This window comes from Mesorhizobium sp. AR07 (assembly GCF_024746815.1).
GTDB lineage: Bacteria > Pseudomonadota > Alphaproteobacteria > Rhizobiales > Rhizobiaceae > Mesorhizobium.
In genome coordinates this window covers 2,834,509-2,855,259 of sequence record NZ_CP080525.1, presented here as the reverse complement: position 1 = coordinate 2,855,259, position 20,751 = coordinate 2,834,509, and the positions used below count along the sequence as shown (strand labels likewise).

Below are 20,751 nucleotides of genomic sequence, written 5' to 3'. Positions count from 1 at the left end.
CGGCGGAGCGGCTCACTGCAGAAGCTGCGTCCAGACCTTGGTGACGAGTTCCTGTGCCGCCGGCGAGCAGGCCTGGCCCATCTTGACCGGAACGGTCGGGAACAGTTCCGGGGCGTTTTCCTTGTTGTAGAGCGCCTTGCTCTCGTCGATCTTCACCGGCGAGGAGTGGCCGTAATAATTGTACTGCGCCGTTGCGTTGTCGAGCTGGGCCATGAAATCGATGAACTTCTTGGCGTTTTCGATGTTGGTCGCGCCCTTCGGCACAACATAGGAATCCAGCCAGCCCACCAGGCCCTCCTTAGGCATCGCATATTCGACATTGGCCTTGTCGTTGCGGCGAAGGCGCATAGTATTGCCGTCCCACCAGAAATGAGCGGCGACTTCGCCGCTGCCGATGCGATTTTCGATGTTGTCGCTGGAATAGGCCGCGACGAAAGGCTTCTGCGCCAGCAGCACGTCGAGCACGCGCTTCATCTCTTGCGGGTCTTCGCTGCAATATTTGATTCCGAGATAGTTCTCCGCGGCCGGAATGACTTCGTCGGGCTGCGCAAGGCTGGCAATCTTGCCGTGCAGTTCCGCCGGCGGCTCGAAATAGATTTTCCAGCTGTCGACCGGGCCTTTGTAGAGGTCGCGGTTGACGGTGTAGCCGGCGTTGCCGAAGGCGAGCGGGATCGAATGATTGCCGGTCGTATCCCACCACGGCTTCTGCCATTGCGGCAGGACTTGCTGGTAAGCAGTCATCGAGCTGGCGCCGATGTCCTCGAGCAGCCCGCTGTCGATCATGATTTTCACGAAGTGCTGCGAAGGCGTGACGATGTCGTAGCCGGAGGAGCCGGCCTGCAGCTTGGTCAGCAGGTCCTCGTTGGAAGAGAAGGCGTCAACCGTGACCTTGATGCCGGTTTCCTTCTCGAACTTCGCGACCATCTCTGGCGAGATGGAATCGGCCCATGCGTAGATGGCCAGGTTGCCCTCGGCCCGCGACGGCACGCTGAAGGCAAGGCTCATAGCACCGGCCATAGCGAGAGCTGCAATATGGGTTCTTGTCGACATCTCATTCCCCTGTTTGTTATTTCCCAGGGGCGACGATAACAAAGCGGCTGGTTCGATAAATTCGAATTGCCCGACGCCTTGATTAGGAAAAACTTCGCCGCTTCTACTGCCGCCGCTGCAGGAGGAAGGCCACGGTCGCCAGGACCACCGAAACAATCATGATCAAGGTCGAGATTGCGTTGAGCTGTGGCGACACGCCCTGCTTGATCAGGGAGAAAATGTAGACCGGCAGCGTGGTGGCGCCTCCGGAATTCAGCAGATTGCTGGTGATGAAATCATCCATCGAGATGACGAAGGCGAGCATGGCGCCGGCGAAGACGCCGGGCAGGATGAGCGGCAGCGTGACGCGCCGAAAGGCGACCCAACCCGTCGCATAGAGATCGCGGGCCGCTTCCTCCAGATCGAGGTCCATCCCCTGCAGGCGCGCGCGTATCGGCAAGAAGGCGAACGGGATGCAGAAGGTCGTGTGCGCGATCATCAGTTTCACCATTCCGTTGGCGAGCCCGACCTCCGAGAAGAGGATCAGGACGGCGACGGCAACGACGATTTCGGGCAAAAGCAGCGGAAGGTTCACCACCGTTTCGGAGATGCGGCGGAATCTGACATTGCGGCCCCGCACCAGGACCAATGCCGCCATCAATGCGACAAGTGTCGCGGCGACGGTGGCGACCGTGGCGACGAGCAAGGAGGTCTTCACTGCCGCCAGAAGGTTCGCGTTGGACAGGGCGGTGGCGTACCAGTTCAGGGAGAAGCCGCCCCAGTTGGAGACGATCCGGTTCGCATTGAAGGAATAGAACACCACGACGGCGATGGGCAAATAGAGATAGGCAAAGAAGATCGCGCTGAAGAGACCGAAGCCCGGATAGCGTCTGACATCATTGTCCGCGTTCACGAGGCGCGCTCCAGCCCCTCGATCCGCATCGAGCGCAGACCCTGGAAGACCAGGAAGATCATGACCGCGGCCATCAGCACGATGGCAATGGCGGCGCCGAGCGGCCAGTTGCGGGCACCACCGAACTGCAACTGGATGAGATTGCCCATCATCATCGTCTTGCCGCCGCCAAGCAGGGTCGGCTCCAGGACCGCGCCAAGGCTGGGAACGAACACCAGTATCGCTCCGGCGATCATGCCGGGCCGGGTGAGGGGCAGGATAACGCGACGCAATGTGGTGAGGCGGTTGCCATAGAGATCATGCGATGCCTCGATGAGCGCGCGATCGAGTTTCTCGATCGAGGCGAAGATCGGCAGGATCATCAGCGGAATGTAGCTGTAGACGAGACCAACCAGCATGGCTGTATTGCCGAACAGCAGGGAGTCCATCTGATCGACGAGGCCGACGCCCCGAAGGGTCTTTTCGATGACCCCGTCCTTGCCAAGGATGATGATCCAGGAATAGACGCGGACGATCATCGAAACCCAGAATGGCAGTGTGACAAGATAGATCAGCGCGACTTTGATGGTCGATCGCTGGAGCGCGATGAAATAGGCGACCGGGAAGCTCACAAGCAGGCAGATCGATGTTGTCACGGCCGACAGGATCAGCGTCCTGCCAACGACGATGAGATATTGCGGATTGAACTCCAGTTCGCCGGCCCAGCCTTCGTTGAACAGCAGCTGCTTGTAGGGAGCGGAGGTGAACACATACTCGAATCCGCCGTAAGGCCCGCGCGTCGAGAACGATACGACGATGATGATCCCGATCGGGATGATCAGCGTCAGCAGCATGATGACATGGGCCGGCAGCAAGCCGAGGACGTTCCAGTTCGGACTTTTGGGCCAGTTCGGACTTTTGGTGGACGGCTTCATGCACCGAGGATCCGCACGGATTCGGCGGCGAAGCCGACTTTCACCGACTGCCCGATCTCGAACATCTGGCCGCGGCTGACGCTGTTGCGCTTGGAAATGCGCAGCTTGGTGCCGCCCGTTTCAATCAGATAGTATGTGTAGCCGCCGAGATAGTTGGTCGCCATGATCGTTCCATCGACAGCTATCGGGCTGTCTTGGGCGGGCAGGCTGATTTTCTCCGGACGTATCGACATGAAGGCCTTCTGGCCGGCGACCGCTCTCTTGTGAGAAGCCGTCAAGGTCATGCCCAACTGCGTTTTCACGGTCGCCTGCTCGCCGTCCACGGCAATCACGTCCGCGTCGAGGAAGTTGGTCTCGCCGATGAAGTCGGCGACGAAGCGGTTTGACGGCTCCTCGTAGATCGCGGCAGGCGTGCCGAGCTGCTGGATCTCGCCATCGCCGAGAACGCAGATGCGATCCGACATGTCGAGTGCTTCTTCCTGGTCATGGGTGACGAAGACGAAGGTGATGCCGGTTTGGCGCTGCAGGGTGCGCAGTTCGTCACGCATGGCCTGGCGCAGCTTGAGGTCGAGCGCCGAGAGGGGTTCATCAAGCAGCAGCACTTCCGGTTCGGGTGCCAATGCGCGGGCGAGTGCCACGCGCTGGCGCTGGCCGCCCGACAATTGCTGCGGCTTGCGCCCGGCAAATGTCTCCATATGAACGAGACGAAGCATCTCGGCGACGCGCGCATCACGGCGGTCTTTTGACCAGCCCAGGTTTTCGAGCCCGAAGCCGATGTTCTGCTCAACGGTCATGTGCGGAAACAGGGCGTAGCTCTGGAAGACGGTGTTGACCCGCCGCTTGTGCGGGGGCAGGCCCTGAATATCCGAGCCGTGCAGGAAAATTTGTCCGGTCGTCGGCTGTTCGAAGCCGGCCATCATGCGCAGCAGGGTGGTCTTGCCGCAGCCGCTCGGGCCGAGCAGCGTGAAGAACTCATTGTCGTAGATGTCGAAGGAAACAGGCTTCAGCGCCTGATAGGTGCCGAACACCTTGGAGACGCCCTTGATCTCGACGGCCTTTCGAGGTGCGCGGTGGCCGGCCTCATCATTCATGGTCTGGGCGCTCCGGTCAGGACTTCTGCGAGCTCGGCGATGAAAGTTTCGACGCCGCGCTACCCAAGAGCAGGCGCGGCGTCGATCGGGTGGTTACATCTTCTCCCACTTGCCGCTGCGCACGACGAACATGTCGATCTCGATGGCCATGTTGGTCTGTCCGTTCGCATCGAACGAGACGTTGCCCAGAATGCCGTCGTGATGGATGTCGCGAATGGCTTTGCTCAGCGCCTCCTTGTCCTCGACGCCCTTTTCCTTGATGACCTGGAGCAGGATCTGCGTGGCCTCGTAGGCATATTTGGCGTAGGAACCGGCCGGATCGGAATAGGCCTTGGTTTCATAGGCCTTGTTGAATTCCTCGAGCTTCGGGTTCGACTGTACGGCCGGGGTTCCCGCAATGGTGCCCTCGGCGGCGGCGCCGGCGATCTCGATGAACTTCGGATCGTAGATGCCCGAAATTCCGTACATGGGCAGATTGCCCATGCCAAGGTCGGCCATCTGGCTGCGCACAAGTGCTGCTTCGGTGACAACGCCGCCGAAGTAGACCGCATCGGGAGACGCTGCCTTTGCCGTGGTCAGCATGGCGCGGAAGTCGGTCGTGCCGACGGCCGCGGCATCCGAGGAAACGATCTCACCGCCGGCGGCCTTGAAGAAATCCCCGAACCACTTGGTGTTGGCGGCGCCGTAGTCGGTGGTGTCGGAGATGATCGCGATCTTCTTGATCTTGCCTTGCTTGGCGATGGCTTCGGCCAACGGCTTGTTCTCGTTGACCAGCGTGGGCGTCACGCGGGTCACGTTCGCGAAATTCTGCTCGGTGATCTTCGGGCTGACAGCGCCCCAGACGATGAACGGCATCTGCGCGCGGTTGAAGACCGGGATCGTCGCCAGTGCGACCGAGCTGTTCCAATGTCCGGTTGCCGCAATCACCGATGGGTCGTTGACCAGCTTCTGGGCGGCTGAAACGCCGACCGCCGGATCGGAGGCGTCGTCGAGAACGACGCCTTCCACCTGGTGCGGGTAGCCGCTGGCATTGGCCTGTTCGATCGCGAGCAGGAAGCCGTTGCGGGCGCCGAGACCCTGTTGGGCGTTGCCGCCGGAGAGCGGTCCAATGAAGCCGAGTTTGATCTGGTCGGCCTGAGCCTGAGCGGCGCCCAGTGCGATGGCGAACAGAGACCCGGCCAGAATTGACGATACGCGGATAAGCGCACTGCGCCTGTTTTGCATGGTTCCACCTCAATAGAATTATCTGCCGCCGTCGTAGCGACCCGGCCGATCGTGATCGTCGGCTGATCATCACTGTATGGGCGCGTATTCAGTGATGAAATTCGGAAATTGTGACTCGTGAGTTCGGAGATTCGTTCTGTCCGGCCGGCGCCGCGGTTGATACCTGTCGGCTTCAATCGAGAGACGGACCGCATGGCGGAACTGCTTGTCCAGCAACTGGTGAACTGGATAACCCTTGGCTGCATTTATGCCTTGCTGGCGATCGGATTCAGCCTGATCTTCGGTGTCTTGAACGTCATTCATTTCTCTCACGGCGATGTCGCGATGACGGCGCCATTCATCACCCTGGGCCTCGCCCAGGCGTTGGCGACCGCGCTTGGGGCCGCGAGCCCCGCCTGGCTGGTCATTGCGGTTCCGGTAGCCGTGCTCGCCGTCGGTTTGATCGGCGTCCTGCTGGACAAGGTGGTTATCAGGCGCTTCCGCGACGCGCCTGCCATGATGGCGCTGGTCGCGACGGTGGCGCTGGGCATCGTCATCCGCGAACTGATCCGCCATCTCTATCCGCAGGGATCGAACCCGCATGCCTTCCCGCGCCTGGTGTCGGGCATGGCTTTCGAAGTCTCCGGCGTTGCCATCAGCTGGTTCGCGCTGCTTGTGGTCGTGCTGACCGTCGCGCTGGTGGCCTTGCTGTTTGTCTTCCTGCGCATGACCCCGCTCGGCCTGCGCATCCGGGCGGCCTCGGAGGACCGGATCGTGGCGCGGATGATGGGCATACGCGATGCACGCGTCTTCCGCGCGACGTTCTTCATCGCCTCGGCGATTGGCGCCATCGCCGGGCTTTTGTTCGCAAGCTATGCCGGCGTCACACGGTTCGACTTCGGCGTCATGGCCGGCCTGCTCGGCTTTTCCGCCGCGGTGATCGGCGGCCTCGGCTCGATGCCGGGCGCCATACTGGGCGGACTGATCATCGCCGGCATCGAGGTGCTTGCGCAGACATTCGTGCCGGACGGCGCTTCCTATCGACTGGTCTTCGTCTTCCTGCTCGTCATCGCCGTGCTCATCTTCCGCCCCGCCGGCCTGCTTGGGCGCACCGTCATGGAGAAAGTCTAGCATGGAGCGTCGTGCTTCACCTGCCGCGCCGGGCAAGGCGGCGGCCGCGGCCTTCACCATTGCCTCGCAACTGTGCGGAGCAGCCTTCCTTTACCTCATCCTCAGGGTTGATGGCGGCTGGCAGGTGGTCGGCCTGCTGGCTTTGCTCGGACTGGGCTTCTATCTGCTGGAGAGGCTGCCGTGGATCGCGGACTACGCGTTGGCGAGCTTTGCCCGGGTTCCGCTCGTGGCGATGATTACCGCGGCGGTCGTCGTCCTGGCTTTTCCATTCTTCGTCGGCTCGAATACCTATATCCTGCATCTGCTGATCGTCGCCGAACTCTATGCCGTGCTCGCGCTGGCGCTCAATTTCCAGCTCGGTAGCGCCAACATTCCGAACTTCGCCACCGGCGCGTCCTACGGCATCGGCGCCTATGTGTCGGCGCTGCTGGCGATCAATTTCGGCGTCAGCTTCTGGCTGACACTGCCGGTCGCGGCGCTGGCGGCAACGCTGTTCGGTTTCATTATCGGCATCCCGTCGATGCGCACGCGCGACACCTATCTGGCGCTCGTCACCATCGCCTTCGGTGTCGTGGTCCAGCAATTGCTGAACAATTTCAGCTGGACCGGCGGACCCAACGGACTGGTCGGCATTCCGGCGCCCAGCCTGTTTGGCCATTCCTTTGCCGACCCGCTGGTGATCCTCGGCTGGAAACTGCCGAGCCAGGCAAACTTCTACTATCTGTCGGCGGCGCTGGTCGTCGTCGCCATCGTCACCGCGCATCGGTTGCATGGCTCGCGCATCGGGCTGGCCTGGAACGCGCTGCGCGCCGACGAGATCGCGGCCAAGGCGCAAGGCATCAACGTGGCGTGGTTCAAGGTGCTGGCGTTCGCGGTCGATGCCTTTCTCGCCGCCTTCGCCGGCACGATCTACGCCTTCTACGTCTCTTACATTTCCCCCGACAATTTCACCTTCCTGGTCTCAGTCACCATCATGACAATGGTCATCGTCGGCGGCATGGACAATATTTTCGGCGTCATCGTCGGAGCCTTCCTGCTGACCATCCTGCCCGAGAAACTGCGCGCCTTCGCCGACTATCGCCTGCTGTTCTTCGGCGTCGTCATCATCGGCTTCCTGATGATCCGGCCGCAGGGCTTGTTCCCGCAACGCATGCGGCGCTACGGAGGCGACCTGTGAGCGCGCTTCTCAAGGTCGAGAACCTGACGATGCGCTTCGGCGGCCTGGTCGCGCTCAACGATGTCAGCCTGTCGATCGACAAGGGCGCGGTGCTCGCCGTCATCGGCCCCAACGGCGCCGGCAAGTCGACGCTGTTCAATGTCGTGACCGGCGTCTACCGGCCAACCTCCGGCCGGGTGACGTTCGACGGCGCGGAGATCGCCGGCCGACCGTCCTACGAAGTCGTCGACCGCGGCATCGCCCGCACCTTCCAGTCGTCGCGGCTGTTCTCGGATCTCAGCGTCCTCGACAACGTCATCATCGGCATGCACACCCGCACAAGGACCGGCGTTCTGGATGCGCTGTTTCGGCCAAGCGCGTCGCGCCGGGAGATGGCGGCCTGCGTTGTAAAGGCCGAAGCGCTGCTCAAGCTTGGATCCGGCGACCTGTTCGAACAGCGTTACCGGCCGGCGGGCACGCTGGCACAGGCCGATAGGCGGCGGCTGGAAATCGCCCGCGCACTGGCCTCGCAGCCCAAGCTTCTGCTGCTCGACGAGCCGTCGGTCGGCATGGACGATACGGAAACCGACGCGCTGGTGGCCGACATCGCGCGGCTGCGCGCGCAAAACCCCGAGCTGTCGGTGGTCTTGATCGAGCACGACATGCGGGTGGTCGAGGCTTTCCCGCACCACGTCACCTGCATCGACTATGGCAGCAAGATCGCCGAGGGCGACTTTACGGCGGTGCGCGCCGATCCGCGCGTCCAGGAAGCCTATCTCGGGAAGGCTGTCGCCCATGCTTGAGCTCAGCGATGTCGATACCTCCTACGGTGCGGTGCCGATGCTGCGCGGCGTGGCGATGAGCGTTCGTCCCGGCGAACTGGTCTGCCTGCTCGGGCCGAATGGCGCCGGCAAGACGACCACCTTCATGACCGTCTGCGGCGTCGTGCAGGCCCAGCGCGGCAAGGTCGCGGTGATGGGCAGGGACATGGCGACGCTTGGCACGGAGAACCTGGCGTCGCTCGGTGTCGGCCTCGTTCCGGAAGGGCGCCGGCTGTTTCCCAGCCTGACCGTGATCGAGAACCTGCGCCTGGGCTACGACGCGGTGTCCGGCCGGGGGCCCAACTTCGCGGCGCAACTGGACAAGATGAGCAATCTGTTTCCGCGTATCCGGGAGCGTTTGCGCCAGGTCGCCGGCACCCTGTCGGGCGGCGAACAGGCGATGGTCGCGCTGGCACGCGCGCTGATCGGCGAACCCAGGCTGGTGATCATGGACGAACCATCGCTCGGGCTCTCGCCCAAGCTCATCGGCGAGTATTTCGAGATCACCCGGGAGATCCATCGCCGCGGCACGACCATCCTTTTGATCGAACAGAACGCGGAAATGGGACTGGGCATCGCCGATCGCGGCTATGTCCTGGTCAAGGGCAAGGTCGCCCAGGAAGGACCGGCAAGGGAGCTGCTCTCGTCCAAAGCGGCCAGAAGCCTTTATCTCTGAGCCGTCCGGCAATTGCGTCTGTCGTCATGGCGATGATCTCCGATGCCAAGTCCCGCGTTCCACATCTGCGGCCATGCCTCCCAGCATTTAGGGACAGGCTAACCACTGCCACATGAAATCGTAATTTTCGCTGCCCGGTCCCTCCGTTAAACCAAAGATCAGACCTCCGTCGCATGCGCAGAAACTCTCGGGAAGAGCCAGAAAGGGCCGCTGAAATGCCAGTCGAAAAGGTAGACACGCTCGTTGTCGGTGGCGGCCAGGCCGGGTTGGCCATGAGCGAACATCTGAGCAAGTGCGGCGTGCCTCATCTCGTCCTCGAGCGGCAGCGTATCGCCGAACGCTGGCGCACCGAAAGATGGGACTCATTGGTTGCCAATGGTCCGGCCTGGCACGACCGTTTTCCGGGTATGGAGTTTCCGGATGCAGGCCCCGACGCCTTTATCGCCAAGGAAAAGGTGGCGGATTATTTTGTCGCCTATGCGAACATGATCGCCGCCCCTGTCCGCTGCGGCGTGGAGGTCAGGAAAGTGCAAAGGCTGGTCGGCCGGCCCGGTTTCCAGGTCGAGACCTCGGATGGCGTGATCGAGGCCAGAAGCGTGGTTGCCGCCACCGGAGCTTTCCAGCATCCCGTCGTCCCGGCCATCGTCTCCGGAGATGCCGGGCTCATGCAGATCCATTCCAGCGCCTATCGCAATCCCGGCCAGTTGCCCGAGGGGGCGGTGCTGGTGGTTGGCTCGGGGTCTTCTGGGGTGCAGATCGCGGACGAACTTCAGCGCGCGGGACGACGCGTCTACCTCTCGGTCGGGCCGCATGATCGGCCGCCGCGGGCCTATCGCGAGCGTGACTTCTGCTGGTGGCTGGGGGTTTTAGGCAAATGGGACGCCCAAGCCCCGGCGCCTGGCACGGAACATGTCACCATCGCGGTGAGCGGTGCGCGTGGCGGCCAGACGATCGACTTCCGGCGTCTTGCCGGGCAAGGAATGACGCTGGTTGGCCGGACGGAATCGTACAAGGACGGTGTCATGGTCTTCGCACCCGATCTGGCCAGGAATATCGCGCGCGGCGATGCGAACTACATGTCGGTGCTGGACGAAGCCGACGTCTATGTTGCCCGCAATGGCCTCGACCTTCCCGAAGAGCCAGATGCCCGCAAGATCGGGCCTGATCCGCAATGCGTGACCGATCCCATTCTCGATCTGAACCTGGCTGAAGCCGGAATAAGCTCAATCATCTGGGCTACGGGATTTACCGTCGATTACAATTGGCTCGGCGTCGATGTGTTCGACGAAAAAGGCAAGCCGAAGCATCAGCGCGGCGTTTCGATCGAACCCGGGATCTATTTCCTGGGCTTGCCGTGGCAATCGCGCAGGGGTTCCAGCTTCATCTGGGGCGTCTGGCATGACGCCCAGCATGTGGCGGACCATATTTCCACGCAGCGCAAATACCTAGCCTATCACGCATCCGCGATACGCGAGACCAAGGTGGCATAGGCAACGGCAACTGAAACGGACGTCCTGACCTCGAGCCTGATCCGACGGAGACCAAGATGGCGCATACAAGAATTCGCAAGTTCAACACGAAGGACACCTATCCCGAGCAGAAGCTCGACAACGATCTGTGTCAGGCGGTCGTTACGCGGGGCGGCAGAACTGTGTATCTGCGTGGTCAGTGCCCGCAGGACCTCGACACGGCCAAGAACATCGACAGCCACGATCCGGTCGAGCAGACGCACAAGGTCATGCAGAACATCCGCCAGCTGATCGAAGAGTGCGGCGGCACCATGGAGCACTTGGTCAAGGTGGTGGTCTACATCACCGACGTGCGCCATCGCGAGGCGGTCTACCGCACCATGGGCGAGTACATCAAGGGCGTGCATCCGGTCTCGACAGGCCTTGTCGTGCAAGCCCTGGCGCGGCCGGACTGGCTGGTCGAGATCGACGGCACCGCCGTGATCCCGGATGAGCAGTCATGACCTTTTCCATTGTCGCGCGGTGCGAGCGCACCGGCATGTTCGGGGTCGCGGTATCGTCCTCGTCCCCTGCGGTGGCGGCGCGCTGCGCCTATGCGCAGGCGGGCGTCGGCGCCATTGCCAGCCAGAACGTCACCGATCCGACGCTTGGGTTGCGGGGACTCGAATTGCTGGCGCGCGGCGCGTCGGCCGCCGAGGCGGTCGCCATCCTGAAGCGCACCGGCGCCTACAGCGAATACCGGCAGGTGCTGGCTGTCGATGCCGCCGGGACGACCGCGATCCATTCCGGCCCGAGGGCGCTTGGCATCTGGGCTGAAGCGCATGCGGACAATGTCGCCTGCGGCGGCAACATGCTGGCCCATGACGGCGTGCCGCAAGCCATGGTCGAGGCCTTTCTGGCATCGGAAGGGCATCTGGGCGACCGCCTCATCGCGACCATGCGCGCCGCGCTGAAGGCGGGTGGCGAGGCCGGCCCGGTCCATTCGGCCGGCATGAAGCTGGTGCGCGAGGTCGCGTGGCCGGTCGCCGACCTGCGCTGCGACTGGACCGACGATTGCCCGATCGAGCAACTGGCGAGGCTGTGGGAAATCTACAAGCCGCAACTCGATGCCTATGTGACCCGCGCGATAAACCCGTCCGATGCGCCGAGCTACGGCGTGCCGGGCGATGAATAGTCAAGACAGGGGATGCCTGCGATGAGCGAACTCAGCCACAAGGACTGGATCGGCAAAGCGTCCGCGATCCGGTTTCGCGACAGGGCGTTCATCGACGGCAAGACGGTTGCGGCGCGTTCAGGCCGGACCTTCGCCAGCGTCAATCCGGCAACCGGTGAAGTGCTGGCCGAGGTGGCGTCCTGTGGCGAGGAAGACATCGATCTGGCCGTTGCTGCTGCACGGCGCAGCTTCAACGCCGGCGTCTGGTCACGTACTAGCCCGGCGCACCGCAAGGAGGTGTTGCTGCGGCTGGCGCAGCTGCTGCGCGAAAACCTGCATGAACTGGCCCTGCTCGAATCGCTCGACATGGGCAAGCTCGTCAGGGATGCAGCCACGGTCGACGTTCCCGGCTCGGCCGCGATCTTCCAATGGTATGGCGAGGCCATCGACAAGATCTATGGCGAAGTGGCGCCGACCGGCGAAGGCGATCTGGTGTTGGTGCGACGCGAGCCGCTCGGCGTGGTCGGCGCGGTGGTGCCGTGGAATTTCCCGCTCGACATGGCGACCTGGAAGTGCGCGCCGGCGCTGGCGGCGGGCAATTCGGTGGTGCTGAAACCAGCCGAGCAGTCGCCTTTGTCGGCGCTCCGGCTAGCGGAACTGGCTGTTGAAGCGGGCCTGCCGGCTGGCGTGCTCAATGTGGTGCCAGGCCTCGGCGAAACCGCCGGCCAGGCGCTCGGCCGCCATATGGATGTGGATTGCCTTGCCTTCACCGGTTCGACTGCAGTGGGCAAGATGTTCCTGCAGTATTCCGGCCAGTCGAACATGAAGCAGGTCTGGCTGGAAACCGGCGGCAAGAGCCCCAATCTTGTCTTTGCCGATTGCAGCGATCTCGATGCGGCGGCCGATATGGCGGCCTTCGGCATCTTCTTCAACCAGGGCGAGGTCTGTTCCGCCAATTCACGCTTGCTCGTACAACGCGGCATCAAGGATGCTCTCGTGGACAAACTGGTGCGGCGCGCGACGGCCATGCAACCCGGCGATCCGCTCGATCCGGCTTCGAAAATGGGCGCCATGGTCGATGCCCGCCATGCGGCCAATGTCATGCGGTTCGTCGAGGCGGGCAAGAAAACCGCGCGCCTGGTCGCGGGCGGCGATCTGGTCACGGTCAACGGGCGCGGCAGCTTTGTCCAGCCCACCATCTTCGACGATGTCGCGCCTGCCGATATGATTGCCCGGGACGAGATCTTCGGTCCGGTGCTGTCGGTCATCGCCTTCGACGACGAGGCCGAGGCGATCCGTATCGCCAATGACAGCCCATACGGGCTGGCAGCATCGCTGTGGACCGACAGCCTGTCGCGTGCGCACCGCATCGCCGGCCGGCTCCATGCCGGCACGGTTTCCGTCAACACGGTCGACGCGCTGAGCCCGATGACCCCGTTCGGCGGCTTCAAGCAATCCGGCTTCGGCCGCGACCTGTCGCTGCATGCGCTCGACAAATACACCGCGCTCAAAACGACATGGATCAAATACTGATGGGCGCCAAGGCTTGATCGAAGCACCCAAACCGGCAACATAGCCAGCATGCCGCTACGCTTCACGCTCAGACAGCTGGAATATTTCGTCGCCGTGGGCGAGGCGGGCTCCATCGCCAAGGCGGCCGAACAGGTCAATGTCTCGCCGCCATCGATTTCGGCCTCCATCGCCCAGCTGGAAACCGAGTTCGGCGTTCAGCTTTTTGTCCGCAAGCATTCGCACGGCCTCTCGCTCACGGCTGGCGGCCGGGTCTTCCTGAAGGAAGCCGCCCGGCTGCTCAACGATGCCGACGCCTTGCATGACGTTGCCGGCGACTTTGCGGAAAAGGTGCGCGGTCCGCTGGCGGTGGGATGCCTGCTGACGTTCGCGCAGATTGTGCTGCCGGCTCTGCGCATGCGGTTCGAGCGCGCCTATCCCGATGTGCGCGTGCGGCAGTTCGAGCGCAATCAGGGGCAATTGCTCGAGATGCTGCAACGCGGCGAAATCGACCTTGCGCTGACTTACGATCTCGAGCTGTCGCAGGACATGACCTTCGAGCCGCTGATGCTGGTGCCGGCCTATGTCATGCTGCCGGCGGGGCATCGCTTCGCGGCAAAGGCGTCGATCACGACGGAGGAACTGGCCGACGAGCCGATGGTGTTGCTCGACCTGCCGTTCAGTCGCGAATATTTCCTGTCGGCGTTCCACCAACGGGGAATCCGGCCCAACATTGCCGAGCGCACCGGCGACATCGCGGTCATGCGCTCGATGGTGGCGAACGGCTTCGGCTACGGCATCGCCAATATGCGGCCGCTCAACACGCTGGCGCCGGATGGCAAGCCGCTTGTCTTTGTGCCGCTGGACGGCGACCTGCGGCCCCTGACCATGGGCGTCGCCCTGCCCAACTCCGAACATCGCACGCAAACCGTCCAGGCGTTCATCGACCATTGCCGGCATTTTGTGGTCGAGCAAGGCGTGTTCGGCGCAGAGCGCGCAGTCGGCTAAGCGTTTCAGTAAAACCGGCGCCGCTCAGTGCGCTAGAAGAAGCTGGTGATCGGCCAGCCGGCGCAGCAATTTTTCCAACATGTCGTCGCAGCGGTGCATCTGCTCGAGGCTGACGAATTCGTCCGGCTTGTGCCCTTGCGCCATCGAGCCCGGTCCGCACACGACCGTCGGCGTGCCGAGATCGCGGCTGAACAGGCCGCCCTCGGTGCCGAAGGCAACCTTGATGGTGTCGTTGGCGCCGGTCAGCGATTTGACGAAAGCGATGGCTTGCGAACTGACCGGCGTATCCAGGCCGGGATAGGTGTTGGTGATGTCGATGTCGATCGCCGCCTCGGGCGCGATGGTCGAGGCTTCGACGGCAATGCGCGAAGCCTCGGCGCGCAGGCGTTCGAGTATCTCGTGCGGGTCGTCGGCCGCGACATTGCGGATCTCGAAGTCGACCTGGCAGAGGTTCGGCACGATGTTCAGCGCCACGCCGGCGTTCATCTTGCCGACGTGGACGGTTGTGTAGGCAATGTCGTAGTCGCCGTCGCGGGCGCCATCACGCGCCAGCCGGTCCTGTTCCCGACGCAAGGCGGCGACGAAGTCGCAGCCGAGATGGATGGCGTTGAGCGCCAGCGGGGCCAGTGCCGAATGGCCCTCGCGTCCCTTGCAGATGGCGCGTGCGGCAAGCTTGCCCTTGTGACCCGTCGCCACCCGCATGTCGGTCGGCTCGCCGACGATACACAGCAGCGGCCGTTGCGGGGCTGCCCGCAGCATGTCGATCAGGCTGCGCACACCGATGCAGCCGATCTCCTCGTCGTAGGAGAGCGCCAGGTGCAACGGGGTCCGCAGCGGCATTTTCGCGGCCGCGAGACATGCCGCGAGCGCACAGGCGACGAAGCCCTTCATATCAGCCGCACCGCGTCCGTAAAGCCTGCCGTCGCGCTCGGTCATCTCGAAGGGCGGCAGCGTCCAGTTCTGCCCGTCGATGGGAACGACGTCGGTGTGGCCGGACAGCATGATGCCGGAAGCGTCGGCCGGTCCGACGGTGGCAAAGAGATTGGCCTTGTGGCCATCCTCGCTTCGGATGATCTGGCAGGCAATGCCATGCGCGTCGAGCATATCAGCCACAAAGCCGATAAGGTCGAGGTTCGTAACGCGGCTCACCGTCGGGAAGGCGATCAGCTTTTCAAGAATCCGGATGCTGTCCATGCGTCTTATGTCTCGTTGCCCGTGCGCGCTATCTAGCATCGCGCGGTGGCGGCCTTGAAGTCGCATTTGGCTCTGCCGGGATTCACCGGATGCTAATCCAGGCCGATTAGGGCGCGCCTAATCGGTACAGAAGAAATCTGTAGTTTCCCAGGGCGTGCCGCGACTTATGAGTAGGTTCACGGCATCTACCCACTGGGCATACCGGCTTGCGCCAGGGCTCAAACCCATGATCGCGCATGCCGCGATGCGACGCTGGCAGGAAGGAAGCACCATGCGCGATCCACGCTACGATATTCTGTTCGAGCCTGTGAAGATCGGTTCGGTGACCGCCAAGAACCGCTTCTATCAGGTTCCGCATTGCAATGGCGGCGGCTACCGCGATCCATCCGCCGCGGCCGAGATGCGCCGCATCAAATCGGAAGGCGGCTGGGGCGTCATCTTCACCGAGCAGACCGAGATGCACCATACCTCGGAGATCACGCCCTTCATCGAACTCCGGCTGTGGGACGACGCCGATATCCCGGCTCTGGCCAAGATGGCCAAGGCCATGCATCAGCATGGCGCGCTGGCCGGCATCCAGCTGGCCTATTCAGGCATCAACGGCCCGAACCTCTACACCAAGGAAGTGCCACGCGGACCGTCGGCCTTGCCCATTCGGACCTTCACCAACGATCCGGTTCAGGCGCGCGCCATGGACAAGCAGGATATCCGCGACCTGCGCCGCTGGCACCGCAATGCCTTCAAACGTGCCAGGATGGCAGGTTTCGATCTGGTGTGCCTCTACGGCGCGCACGGCTTCGGCATCATCCAGCACTTCCTGTCCACCGCCACCAACCAGCGCAGCGACGAATATGGCGGCTCGCTGGAAAACCGCTCGCGGCTGATGCGCGAGCTGATCGAAGAGGGCAGGGATGCCATCGGCGACACCTGCGGCCTGACGCTGCGGCTATCGCTGGACGAGATGATCGGCGAGCTTGGCTTCGCCAATTCCGAAGTGCGCGACATGATCGAGATGCACGCCGACCTGCCCGATCTCTGGGATCTGGCGCATGGCGCCTGGGAGGACTGCTCCGGGCCGTCTCGGTTCAAGGAGGAGGGCGCGCAGGAAAGCCTCGTATCCGGCATCAAGAAGCTGACCTCGAAGCCCGTCGTCGGCGTCGGGCGCTTTACGTCGCCGGATGTGATGGTGAAGATGATCAGGTCCGGTACGCTTGATTTCATCGGCTGCGCGCGTCCATCGATTGCCGATCCCTTCCTGCCGAAGAAGGTGGAAGAGGGGCGGATCGAGGACATTCGCGAATGCATCGGCTGCAACATCTGCATCACCGGCGACATGACCATGTCGATCTCGCGCTGCACGCAGAACCCGACGTTCATGGAGGAGTGGCGCAAGGGCTGGCATCCGGAACGGATGCAGGCCAAGGGCGACAGCGAGAGCGTATTGGTCGTCGGCGCCGGTCCGGCCGGGCTGGAGGCCGCTCGTGCACTCGGCCAGCGCGGCTACCAGGTGGCCATCGCCGAAGCCGGCACTGAACTTGGCGGCCGCGTGGCGCGCGAGTGCCGCTTGCCTGGCCTCTCCGCATGGGGACGCGTGCGCGACTATCGCCAGTATCAGCTCAGCCAGATGTCCAATGTCGACATCTATTTCGAAAGCCGGTTGTCGGCCGAAGACATCCTGGATTTCGGCTTTCAAAACATCGCCATCGCCACCGGCTCGACATGGCGCCGCGACGGCGTGGCGCGCGCGCATGTCGTGCCGATGCCGGTGGATCCGGCCATGCCGGTCTACACGCCGGACGATTTGATGGGTGGCAATGTGCCGACCGGCAACGTCGTGCTGTTCGACGACGACCATTACTACATGGGTGGCGTTCTGGCCGAGCTGATGGCGCGCCAGGGCGCGAAGGTGACGTTGGTGACGCCATCCGCCTATGTCTCCGACTGGACCCGCAACACGCTGGAGCAGGGCGCCATCCATCGCCGGCTGGCCGAGCTCGGCGTCGAGATCGTGCTGAATCGGACCGTGACGCGCATTGTACCGGGAGGCGTTGCCACAGCATGCGCCTATACGGGTATCCGGCACGACATCGCCGCGGACGCCGTGGTGCTGGTGACGTCGCGCCAACAGGACGATGGGGTCTGGCAGGAACTGAAGACGCGGCGGGAGGCGTGGGCCGACAGCGGCATTCGCTCGATCAAGGTCATCGGCGATGCCGAGGCGCCGGGTCCGATCGCCTGGGCGACTTACGCCGGCCACCGCTTCGCACGCGAGCTGGACGAAGCCGATATCGGCGATGCGCTGCCCTTCCGTCGCGAGGTCACGGCGTTGGCCGCGGAATAAGTGCGCCGGCGCACCTGTTCCGTGCGTATGTTCCCGAATGCCGAAAGCTGCCTGCGCCTCATCAGGGCGTCGGCCGTCGAGGCCAGTGGGTCGACCGCTGCATCAACAAGGACGAGCTGCGCGCGCACGACTGCCCACGCAACTGTTTGATTTTGTTGAATGGATGGTATGGCTTACCGGCATTGAAAGTAAATCTGAAGCGCGTCGATGGCGGGCTGCGACGCCCTACTCGTGGAGTAGGGCCACCTGGCGCGCCCCGGTCACTTCACGGAAAAGTCGACCGCTTCCTTCATCGTGCCGTCAACGGCGATCTGCACCTGATAGGTGCCGACCGGCCAGCCGGCATCCGGCTTGGTCATCGAGGCGTCGACATGGTTTTCGATCTTGCCGATTTCGAAGCTGACCTCGTCGATCTTGTAGTTCGCCGGCGCGACACCGCCCGAATCCACCGAAATCCAGCTCACGGTTAGCTTTGATCCCGAGGCCACCGCGTCGGTCAGGTCGGCGGAGAGGAAGATCTTGGCCGTATCCGGCGCAAATGTCGCCTGAGTCTCTTTCGCGTCCTTGCTTGCGGACAGCACGATGTTTTCGAACCCTTCGGCCTGCGCGTGCACAGCGAACGTCCCAACCGCCACCAAGGCGGCTGCACCCATCATCATCGACCGAATGCGCATGCTCTTCCCTCTGGACTGAAACCGCGGCCCGCGTCCGACTCATGTGGTGCGTGCCCGCGACCGCTTTTTAGAATGCGAGGGCAGGGTTGTCCATGGAGCCGCGGCGCCATGATCTGCCTTTTGACGTGATCCTCAATGTCCGTCGTCAGGGATTTTGAGACGGGGCCTTGCTTGATCTAGCGCGCGTTCGTTCGCCACCGGAGGTTCGAGTCAGGAGAGGGACTTGAACCCCCGACCCCAGGATCATGATGCCGGATGCCGCGCTGGTAGGGGCAAGTTGGTCGAATGATCGGCTTTGACCGCCAGGCGGTGGCTAGCGCGATGTACATCTGTGATCGAGGAGGCGCTCAGCTGCCTTTCCCCAGTTCACCAGAATGTAGAATCCCGGCCTCGCGTCAGCCAGCGTTGCACCGACGACGATAACATTTAAATCATCCATAGCGTGTTGTGCCTGAGGCAAACCGGCAACAACCAGGCCGACCACGTTAGTGGTTCGCAGATCCGGCTCATCCACTGCCATTATCCAATATGGTCGCCCCTTCAACATCAGTGGAAAGGGTTGCCAAGGCGCGTCTTTCTTCGGCCCATCCAAGGCAAGCGTCCTTTCCACCGACGCTAGCAAGCAATCGACGTGGATGTGTAACTGATCCTGGGACCGCTCAATTCGGGAATTCACCGCCAGGCCAACGGCTGATCGTGGCAGGCCGCGTCCGAGTCTTGCTTCAACTTTCTGTCGGGCTTCCCATGCCCGGTTCCATAGTTGGGCGCTATCAGTGGAACGGGCGGATGGGCTCTCCAAGCCCGCAACTGCTGTGATTGGCGCCAGCAGAAACTCGGTCCGGTGTAGAGGTGATTTGACGAGGACCGACCCATAATCCCCTTGCTTGTTCAGTATCACCTCTTCGCAGGGGAAGGCAACGCCAAGGCGCGCACTTGCAAGCGCGCAGGTCTGCACCACCTCCCATAATATTTTGCGTTCGAAGAAAGCGTAGCCGGCAGTGGCTGACACAGCGACCAACAATGTCACGAACAGCCGAAGACCCCTGCATTGCAAGAAGCCCTGCAACATTGTTTCTTCTCAAACGACCGGAGCGAGCGGCGCGAGAATCTCTCAGGATATGGTTCGGGTCATCATACAATCGCAGGGCGCGCGAAGTTCCGTTCCCGTCAGGAAATCACAATCGGTGATGTTAACCTCGCAGCCGGAGCGGGATCGCGACTGGAAGCCGACTTCGATCGAAGCAAAGGACGGCCCGACAGCCTTCAGGGGTTACCATCGGGCTGTCGGGCCTGACCGGAGCGATAGAGCGCCCGGCCGGCCGGTAATCCGCGCCCAACGCTAATGGAAGCGTAATCCTATGCCAACAGGCACCCGCCACGACGCGCGCCATCGGGCATTTTTCGAGACCCTACTTCTTCTTGCATTCGGCGGCTGCTTTCATCGCCGCCGTCGCTTCGGCCTCGGTTTTGTAAGACGTCTTGCCGACCATCATCGCGGTCTTGCCGTCAGGCTTGATCTTGGCGACGGAACAAGTCTTGTCGCTTGCTTTTTGGGCGACGAAATATTCTGTCGCCGCAAGCGCGGGAGCGGTTGCGAGCATCGCCAGAATCGTTGCGGAAAGAAGTTTCTTGTACATTCTATTTTCCTCCACTTGGCCCGTATCGGCCATGGGACACTGTGACGAGGCATTCTGTCTGACACCTTGCTGCAACATTACAGTTTGGTAATATTGCGGTCGGCCGACGTGAATCGGTGGCATCGCCGATTTCGTCACCTTGCAGGCCGAGTACGTGTCGGAGGACCGGACGGTCTATCGCAGGAGCAAGGCGTGGCCGAGGGATAGGGCCCGGGCCTAGCCGGCTTCTGGCGGCGCCGGTCGCACCCGCAATGAGGCTCGCGCACGCAGTCACGTTCGCTCTTGTCAACGAATCTCGAGGACAAGAATGCGGTCGGCCAAGCAAGGGCCGCAAGGAACACCGACGGTCCAGGCCATGACCGACCATACCACCGACCCAAGCGGATCCAGCCTATGGAGTTTGGTCAATTGGCTCAGCACCGCTACGGCACCGCGCAGACCTATTACGTCAAGGCGCTGGCCTAAGCCAACGCCGACTTCGGTTACAAGGGGGTGTCGGGACAGACCTTCCTCAAGCGGCTGGAATTTGACCACTCCGCTTTCAGAAGCGGGTAGCGCGGTTCTACGGAGCTGTCGTGATCAGGTGAGGGAAGATGCAATGCGTGGCAAGGCAGTGGAGAACGCCGTCTATCATGCAGTCGCGTTCTAACGCGCTTTTTTCAGCCTTTCTATGCCGCCCAGGCCTGCCCGCTTGGCAAAGGGAGCCATTCGCTGCCATGAGCCGCAATTCAGCGAAGATGAGCGACTACCTGAAAGTGCCCAACGATCGGCTTGTCGAAATCGGTCGGCAAATTCCAGTTTGACCGGCGTAGGGTCGGTTGCCAGCGCCTTC

The 20,751-nt window shown here is 62.6% G+C and carries 20 protein-coding genes; 11 read left to right on the top strand and 9 right to left on the bottom strand.

Annotated features, from left to right (window positions below):
• Window positions 1-12: 12 nt before the first annotated feature.
• The 5 genes from BPNPMPFG_RS14640 to BPNPMPFG_RS14620 form a co-directional block, all read right to left on the bottom strand.
• On the bottom strand, window positions 13-1,050 hold the full coding sequence (locus BPNPMPFG_RS14640; RefSeq protein ID WP_258596133.1) for an extracellular solute-binding protein: 1,038 nt from the start codon (window positions 1,048-1,050) through the stop codon (window positions 13-15).
• A gap of 103 nt (window positions 1,051-1,153) precedes the next feature.
• A complete protein-coding gene (locus tag BPNPMPFG_RS14635; protein WP_258596132.1) occupies window positions 1,154-1,942 on the bottom strand; it encodes an ABC transporter permease in 789 nt (262 codons plus the stop codon).
• The gene (locus BPNPMPFG_RS14630; RefSeq protein ID WP_258596131.1) at window positions 1,939-2,856 is read right to left on the bottom strand and encodes an ABC transporter permease; all 918 of its coding nucleotides are present in this window, start codon (window positions 2,854-2,856) and stop codon (window positions 1,939-1,941) included. Before BPNPMPFG_RS14630 ends, BPNPMPFG_RS14635 begins: the two co-directional genes overlap by 4 nt.
• Complete coding sequence (locus BPNPMPFG_RS14625; RefSeq protein WP_258596130.1) at window positions 2,853-3,947, bottom strand: ABC transporter ATP-binding protein; 1,095 nt, start codon at window positions 3,945-3,947, stop codon at window positions 2,853-2,855. Before BPNPMPFG_RS14625 ends, BPNPMPFG_RS14630 begins: the two co-directional genes overlap by 4 nt.
• A 93-nt stretch (window positions 3,948-4,040) precedes the next feature.
• Window positions 4,041-5,171, bottom strand: a complete 1,131-nt coding sequence (locus BPNPMPFG_RS14620; RefSeq protein ID WP_258596129.1) for a branched-chain amino acid ABC transporter substrate-binding protein — start codon at window positions 5,169-5,171, stop codon at window positions 4,041-4,043.
• A gap of 192 nt (window positions 5,172-5,363) precedes the next feature.
• Here BPNPMPFG_RS14620 and BPNPMPFG_RS14615 point away from each other — a divergent pair, with 192 nt between their 5' ends.
• The 9 genes from BPNPMPFG_RS14615 to BPNPMPFG_RS14575 all read left to right on the top strand — a co-directional run bounded on the left by BPNPMPFG_RS14615 (window position 5,364) and on the right by BPNPMPFG_RS14575 (window position 14,073).
• A complete protein-coding gene (locus BPNPMPFG_RS14615; RefSeq protein WP_258596128.1) occupies window positions 5,364-6,281 on the top strand; it encodes a branched-chain amino acid ABC transporter permease in 918 nt (305 codons plus the stop codon).
• A gap of 1 nt (window position 6,282) precedes the next feature.
• Window positions 6,283-7,458: a branched-chain amino acid ABC transporter permease gene (locus BPNPMPFG_RS14610; protein WP_258596127.1), complete on the top strand. Its 1,176-nt coding sequence runs from the start codon at window positions 6,283-6,285 to the stop codon at window positions 7,456-7,458.
• Complete coding sequence (locus BPNPMPFG_RS14605; RefSeq protein WP_258596126.1) at window positions 7,455-8,240, top strand: ABC transporter ATP-binding protein; 786 nt, start codon at window positions 7,455-7,457, stop codon at window positions 8,238-8,240. Before BPNPMPFG_RS14610 ends, BPNPMPFG_RS14605 begins: the two co-directional genes overlap by 4 nt.
• Window positions 8,233-8,934 (top strand): ABC transporter ATP-binding protein, encoded by a 702-nt coding sequence (locus BPNPMPFG_RS14600; protein WP_258596125.1) that lies wholly within the window; start codon window positions 8,233-8,235, stop codon window positions 8,932-8,934. Before BPNPMPFG_RS14605 ends, BPNPMPFG_RS14600 begins: the two co-directional genes overlap by 8 nt.
• Before the next feature lie 215 nt (window positions 8,935-9,149).
• Window positions 9,150-10,424 (top strand): flavin-containing monooxygenase, encoded by a 1,275-nt coding sequence (locus BPNPMPFG_RS14595; protein ID WP_258596123.1) that lies wholly within the window; start codon window positions 9,150-9,152, stop codon window positions 10,422-10,424.
• A 56-nt stretch (window positions 10,425-10,480) separates the two neighbouring features.
• A complete protein-coding gene (locus BPNPMPFG_RS14590) occupies window positions 10,481-10,906 on the top strand; it encodes a RidA family protein (protein WP_258596122.1) in 426 nt (141 codons plus the stop codon).
• Complete coding sequence (locus tag BPNPMPFG_RS14585) at window positions 10,903-11,577, top strand: DUF1028 domain-containing protein (protein WP_258596121.1); 675 nt, start codon at window positions 10,903-10,905, stop codon at window positions 11,575-11,577. The genes BPNPMPFG_RS14590 and BPNPMPFG_RS14585 overlap by 4 nt, the downstream gene beginning before the upstream one ends.
• A gap of 21 nt (window positions 11,578-11,598) precedes the next feature.
• Window positions 11,599-13,089 (top strand): aldehyde dehydrogenase, encoded by a 1,491-nt coding sequence (locus BPNPMPFG_RS14580; protein ID WP_258596120.1) that lies wholly within the window; start codon window positions 11,599-11,601, stop codon window positions 13,087-13,089.
• A 48-nt stretch (window positions 13,090-13,137) separates the two neighbouring features.
• Window positions 13,138-14,073: a LysR family transcriptional regulator gene (locus tag BPNPMPFG_RS14575; protein WP_258596119.1), complete on the top strand. Its 936-nt coding sequence runs from the start codon at window positions 13,138-13,140 to the stop codon at window positions 14,071-14,073.
• A 24-nt stretch (window positions 14,074-14,097) separates the two neighbouring features.
• Here the strand turns inward: BPNPMPFG_RS14575 and argE are convergent, their stop codons facing one another.
• Window positions 14,098-15,267: an acetylornithine deacetylase gene (gene argE, locus BPNPMPFG_RS14570; RefSeq protein WP_258596118.1), complete on the bottom strand. Its 1,170-nt coding sequence runs from the start codon at window positions 15,265-15,267 to the stop codon at window positions 14,098-14,100.
• 271 nt (window positions 15,268-15,538) lie between these two features.
• Between argE and BPNPMPFG_RS43165 the strand changes: the two genes are divergently transcribed.
• Window positions 15,539-17,608 (top strand): oxidoreductase, encoded by a 2,070-nt coding sequence (locus BPNPMPFG_RS43165; RefSeq protein ID WP_413776854.1) that lies wholly within the window; start codon window positions 15,539-15,541, stop codon window positions 17,606-17,608.
• 260 nt (window positions 17,609-17,868) lie between these two features.
• On the opposite strand, the gene BPNPMPFG_RS14555 is transcribed toward BPNPMPFG_RS43165, so the two are convergent.
• The 3 genes from BPNPMPFG_RS14555 to BPNPMPFG_RS14545 all read right to left on the bottom strand — a co-directional run bounded on the left by BPNPMPFG_RS14555 (window position 17,869) and on the right by BPNPMPFG_RS14545 (window position 19,952).
• Window positions 17,869-18,282 carry a hypothetical protein gene (locus BPNPMPFG_RS14555; RefSeq protein ID WP_258596117.1) on the bottom strand — a complete coding sequence of 138 codons (414 nt, stop codon included), beginning with the start codon at window positions 18,280-18,282 and terminating at the stop codon, window positions 17,869-17,871.
• 313 nt (window positions 18,283-18,595) lie between these two features.
• Complete coding sequence (locus BPNPMPFG_RS14550) at window positions 18,596-19,351, bottom strand: CDP-diacylglycerol diphosphatase (protein ID WP_258596115.1); 756 nt, start codon at window positions 19,349-19,351, stop codon at window positions 18,596-18,598.
• Window positions 19,352-19,691: 340 nt separating this feature from the next.
• Window positions 19,692-19,952, bottom strand: a complete 261-nt coding sequence (locus BPNPMPFG_RS14545; RefSeq protein ID WP_258596113.1) for a hypothetical protein — start codon at window positions 19,950-19,952, stop codon at window positions 19,692-19,694.
• A 560-nt stretch (window positions 19,953-20,512) separates the two neighbouring features.
• Between BPNPMPFG_RS14545 and BPNPMPFG_RS43160 the strand changes: the two genes are divergently transcribed.
• On the top strand, window positions 20,513-20,722 hold the full coding sequence (locus tag BPNPMPFG_RS43160; RefSeq protein ID WP_413776853.1) for a KUP/HAK/KT family potassium transporter: 210 nt from the start codon (window positions 20,513-20,515) through the stop codon (window positions 20,720-20,722).
• Window positions 20,723-20,751 lie beyond the last annotated feature (29 nt).

What these genes read in the sequence shown, in the direction of transcription:
- BPNPMPFG_RS14640 (WP_258596133.1), bottom strand. Translation starts at nt 1,050, where the DNA reads ATGTCGACAAGAACCCATATTGCAGCTCTCGCTATGGCCGGTGCTATG.
- BPNPMPFG_RS14630 (WP_258596131.1), bottom strand. Translation starts at nt 2,856, where the DNA reads ATGAAGCCGTCCACCAAAAGTCCGAACTGGCCCAAAAGTCCGAACTGG.
- BPNPMPFG_RS14625 (WP_258596130.1), bottom strand. Translation starts at nt 3,947, where the DNA reads ATGAATGATGAGGCCGGCCACCGCGCACCTCGAAAGGCCGTCGAGATC.
- BPNPMPFG_RS14620 (WP_258596129.1), bottom strand. Translation starts at nt 5,171, where the DNA reads ATGCAAAACAGGCGCAGTGCGCTTATCCGCGTATCGTCAATTCTGGCC.
- BPNPMPFG_RS14615 (WP_258596128.1), top strand. Translation starts at nt 5,364, where the DNA reads ATGGCGGAACTGCTTGTCCAGCAACTGGTGAACTGGATAACCCTTGGC.
- BPNPMPFG_RS14610 (WP_258596127.1), top strand. Translation starts at nt 6,283, where the DNA reads ATGGAGCGTCGTGCTTCACCTGCCGCGCCGGGCAAGGCGGCGGCCGCG.
- BPNPMPFG_RS14600 (WP_258596125.1), top strand. Translation starts at nt 8,233, where the DNA reads ATGCTTGAGCTCAGCGATGTCGATACCTCCTACGGTGCGGTGCCGATG.
- BPNPMPFG_RS14595 (WP_258596123.1), top strand. Translation starts at nt 9,150, where the DNA reads ATGCCAGTCGAAAAGGTAGACACGCTCGTTGTCGGTGGCGGCCAGGCC.
- BPNPMPFG_RS14590 (WP_258596122.1), top strand. Translation starts at nt 10,481, where the DNA reads ATGGCGCATACAAGAATTCGCAAGTTCAACACGAAGGACACCTATCCC.
- BPNPMPFG_RS14585 (WP_258596121.1), top strand. Translation starts at nt 10,903, where the DNA reads ATGACCTTTTCCATTGTCGCGCGGTGCGAGCGCACCGGCATGTTCGGG.
- BPNPMPFG_RS14580 (WP_258596120.1), top strand. Translation starts at nt 11,599, where the DNA reads ATGAGCGAACTCAGCCACAAGGACTGGATCGGCAAAGCGTCCGCGATC.
- BPNPMPFG_RS14575 (WP_258596119.1), top strand. Translation starts at nt 13,138, where the DNA reads ATGCCGCTACGCTTCACGCTCAGACAGCTGGAATATTTCGTCGCCGTG.
- argE (WP_258596118.1), bottom strand. Translation starts at nt 15,267, where the DNA reads ATGGACAGCATCCGGATTCTTGAAAAGCTGATCGCCTTCCCGACGGTG.
- BPNPMPFG_RS43165 (WP_413776854.1), top strand. Translation starts at nt 15,539, where the DNA reads ATGCGCGATCCACGCTACGATATTCTGTTCGAGCCTGTGAAGATCGGT.
- BPNPMPFG_RS14555 (WP_258596117.1), bottom strand. Translation starts at nt 18,282, where the DNA reads ATGCGCATTCGGTCGATGATGATGGGTGCAGCCGCCTTGGTGGCGGTT.
- BPNPMPFG_RS14550 (WP_258596115.1), bottom strand. Translation starts at nt 19,351, where the DNA reads ATGTTGCAGGGCTTCTTGCAATGCAGGGGTCTTCGGCTGTTCGTGACA.
- BPNPMPFG_RS14545 (WP_258596113.1), bottom strand. Translation starts at nt 19,952, where the DNA reads ATGGCCGATACGGGCCAAGTGGAGGAAAATAGAATGTACAAGAAACTT.
- BPNPMPFG_RS43160 (WP_413776853.1), top strand. Translation starts at nt 20,513, where the DNA reads ATGCAATGCGTGGCAAGGCAGTGGAGAACGCCGTCTATCATGCAGTCG.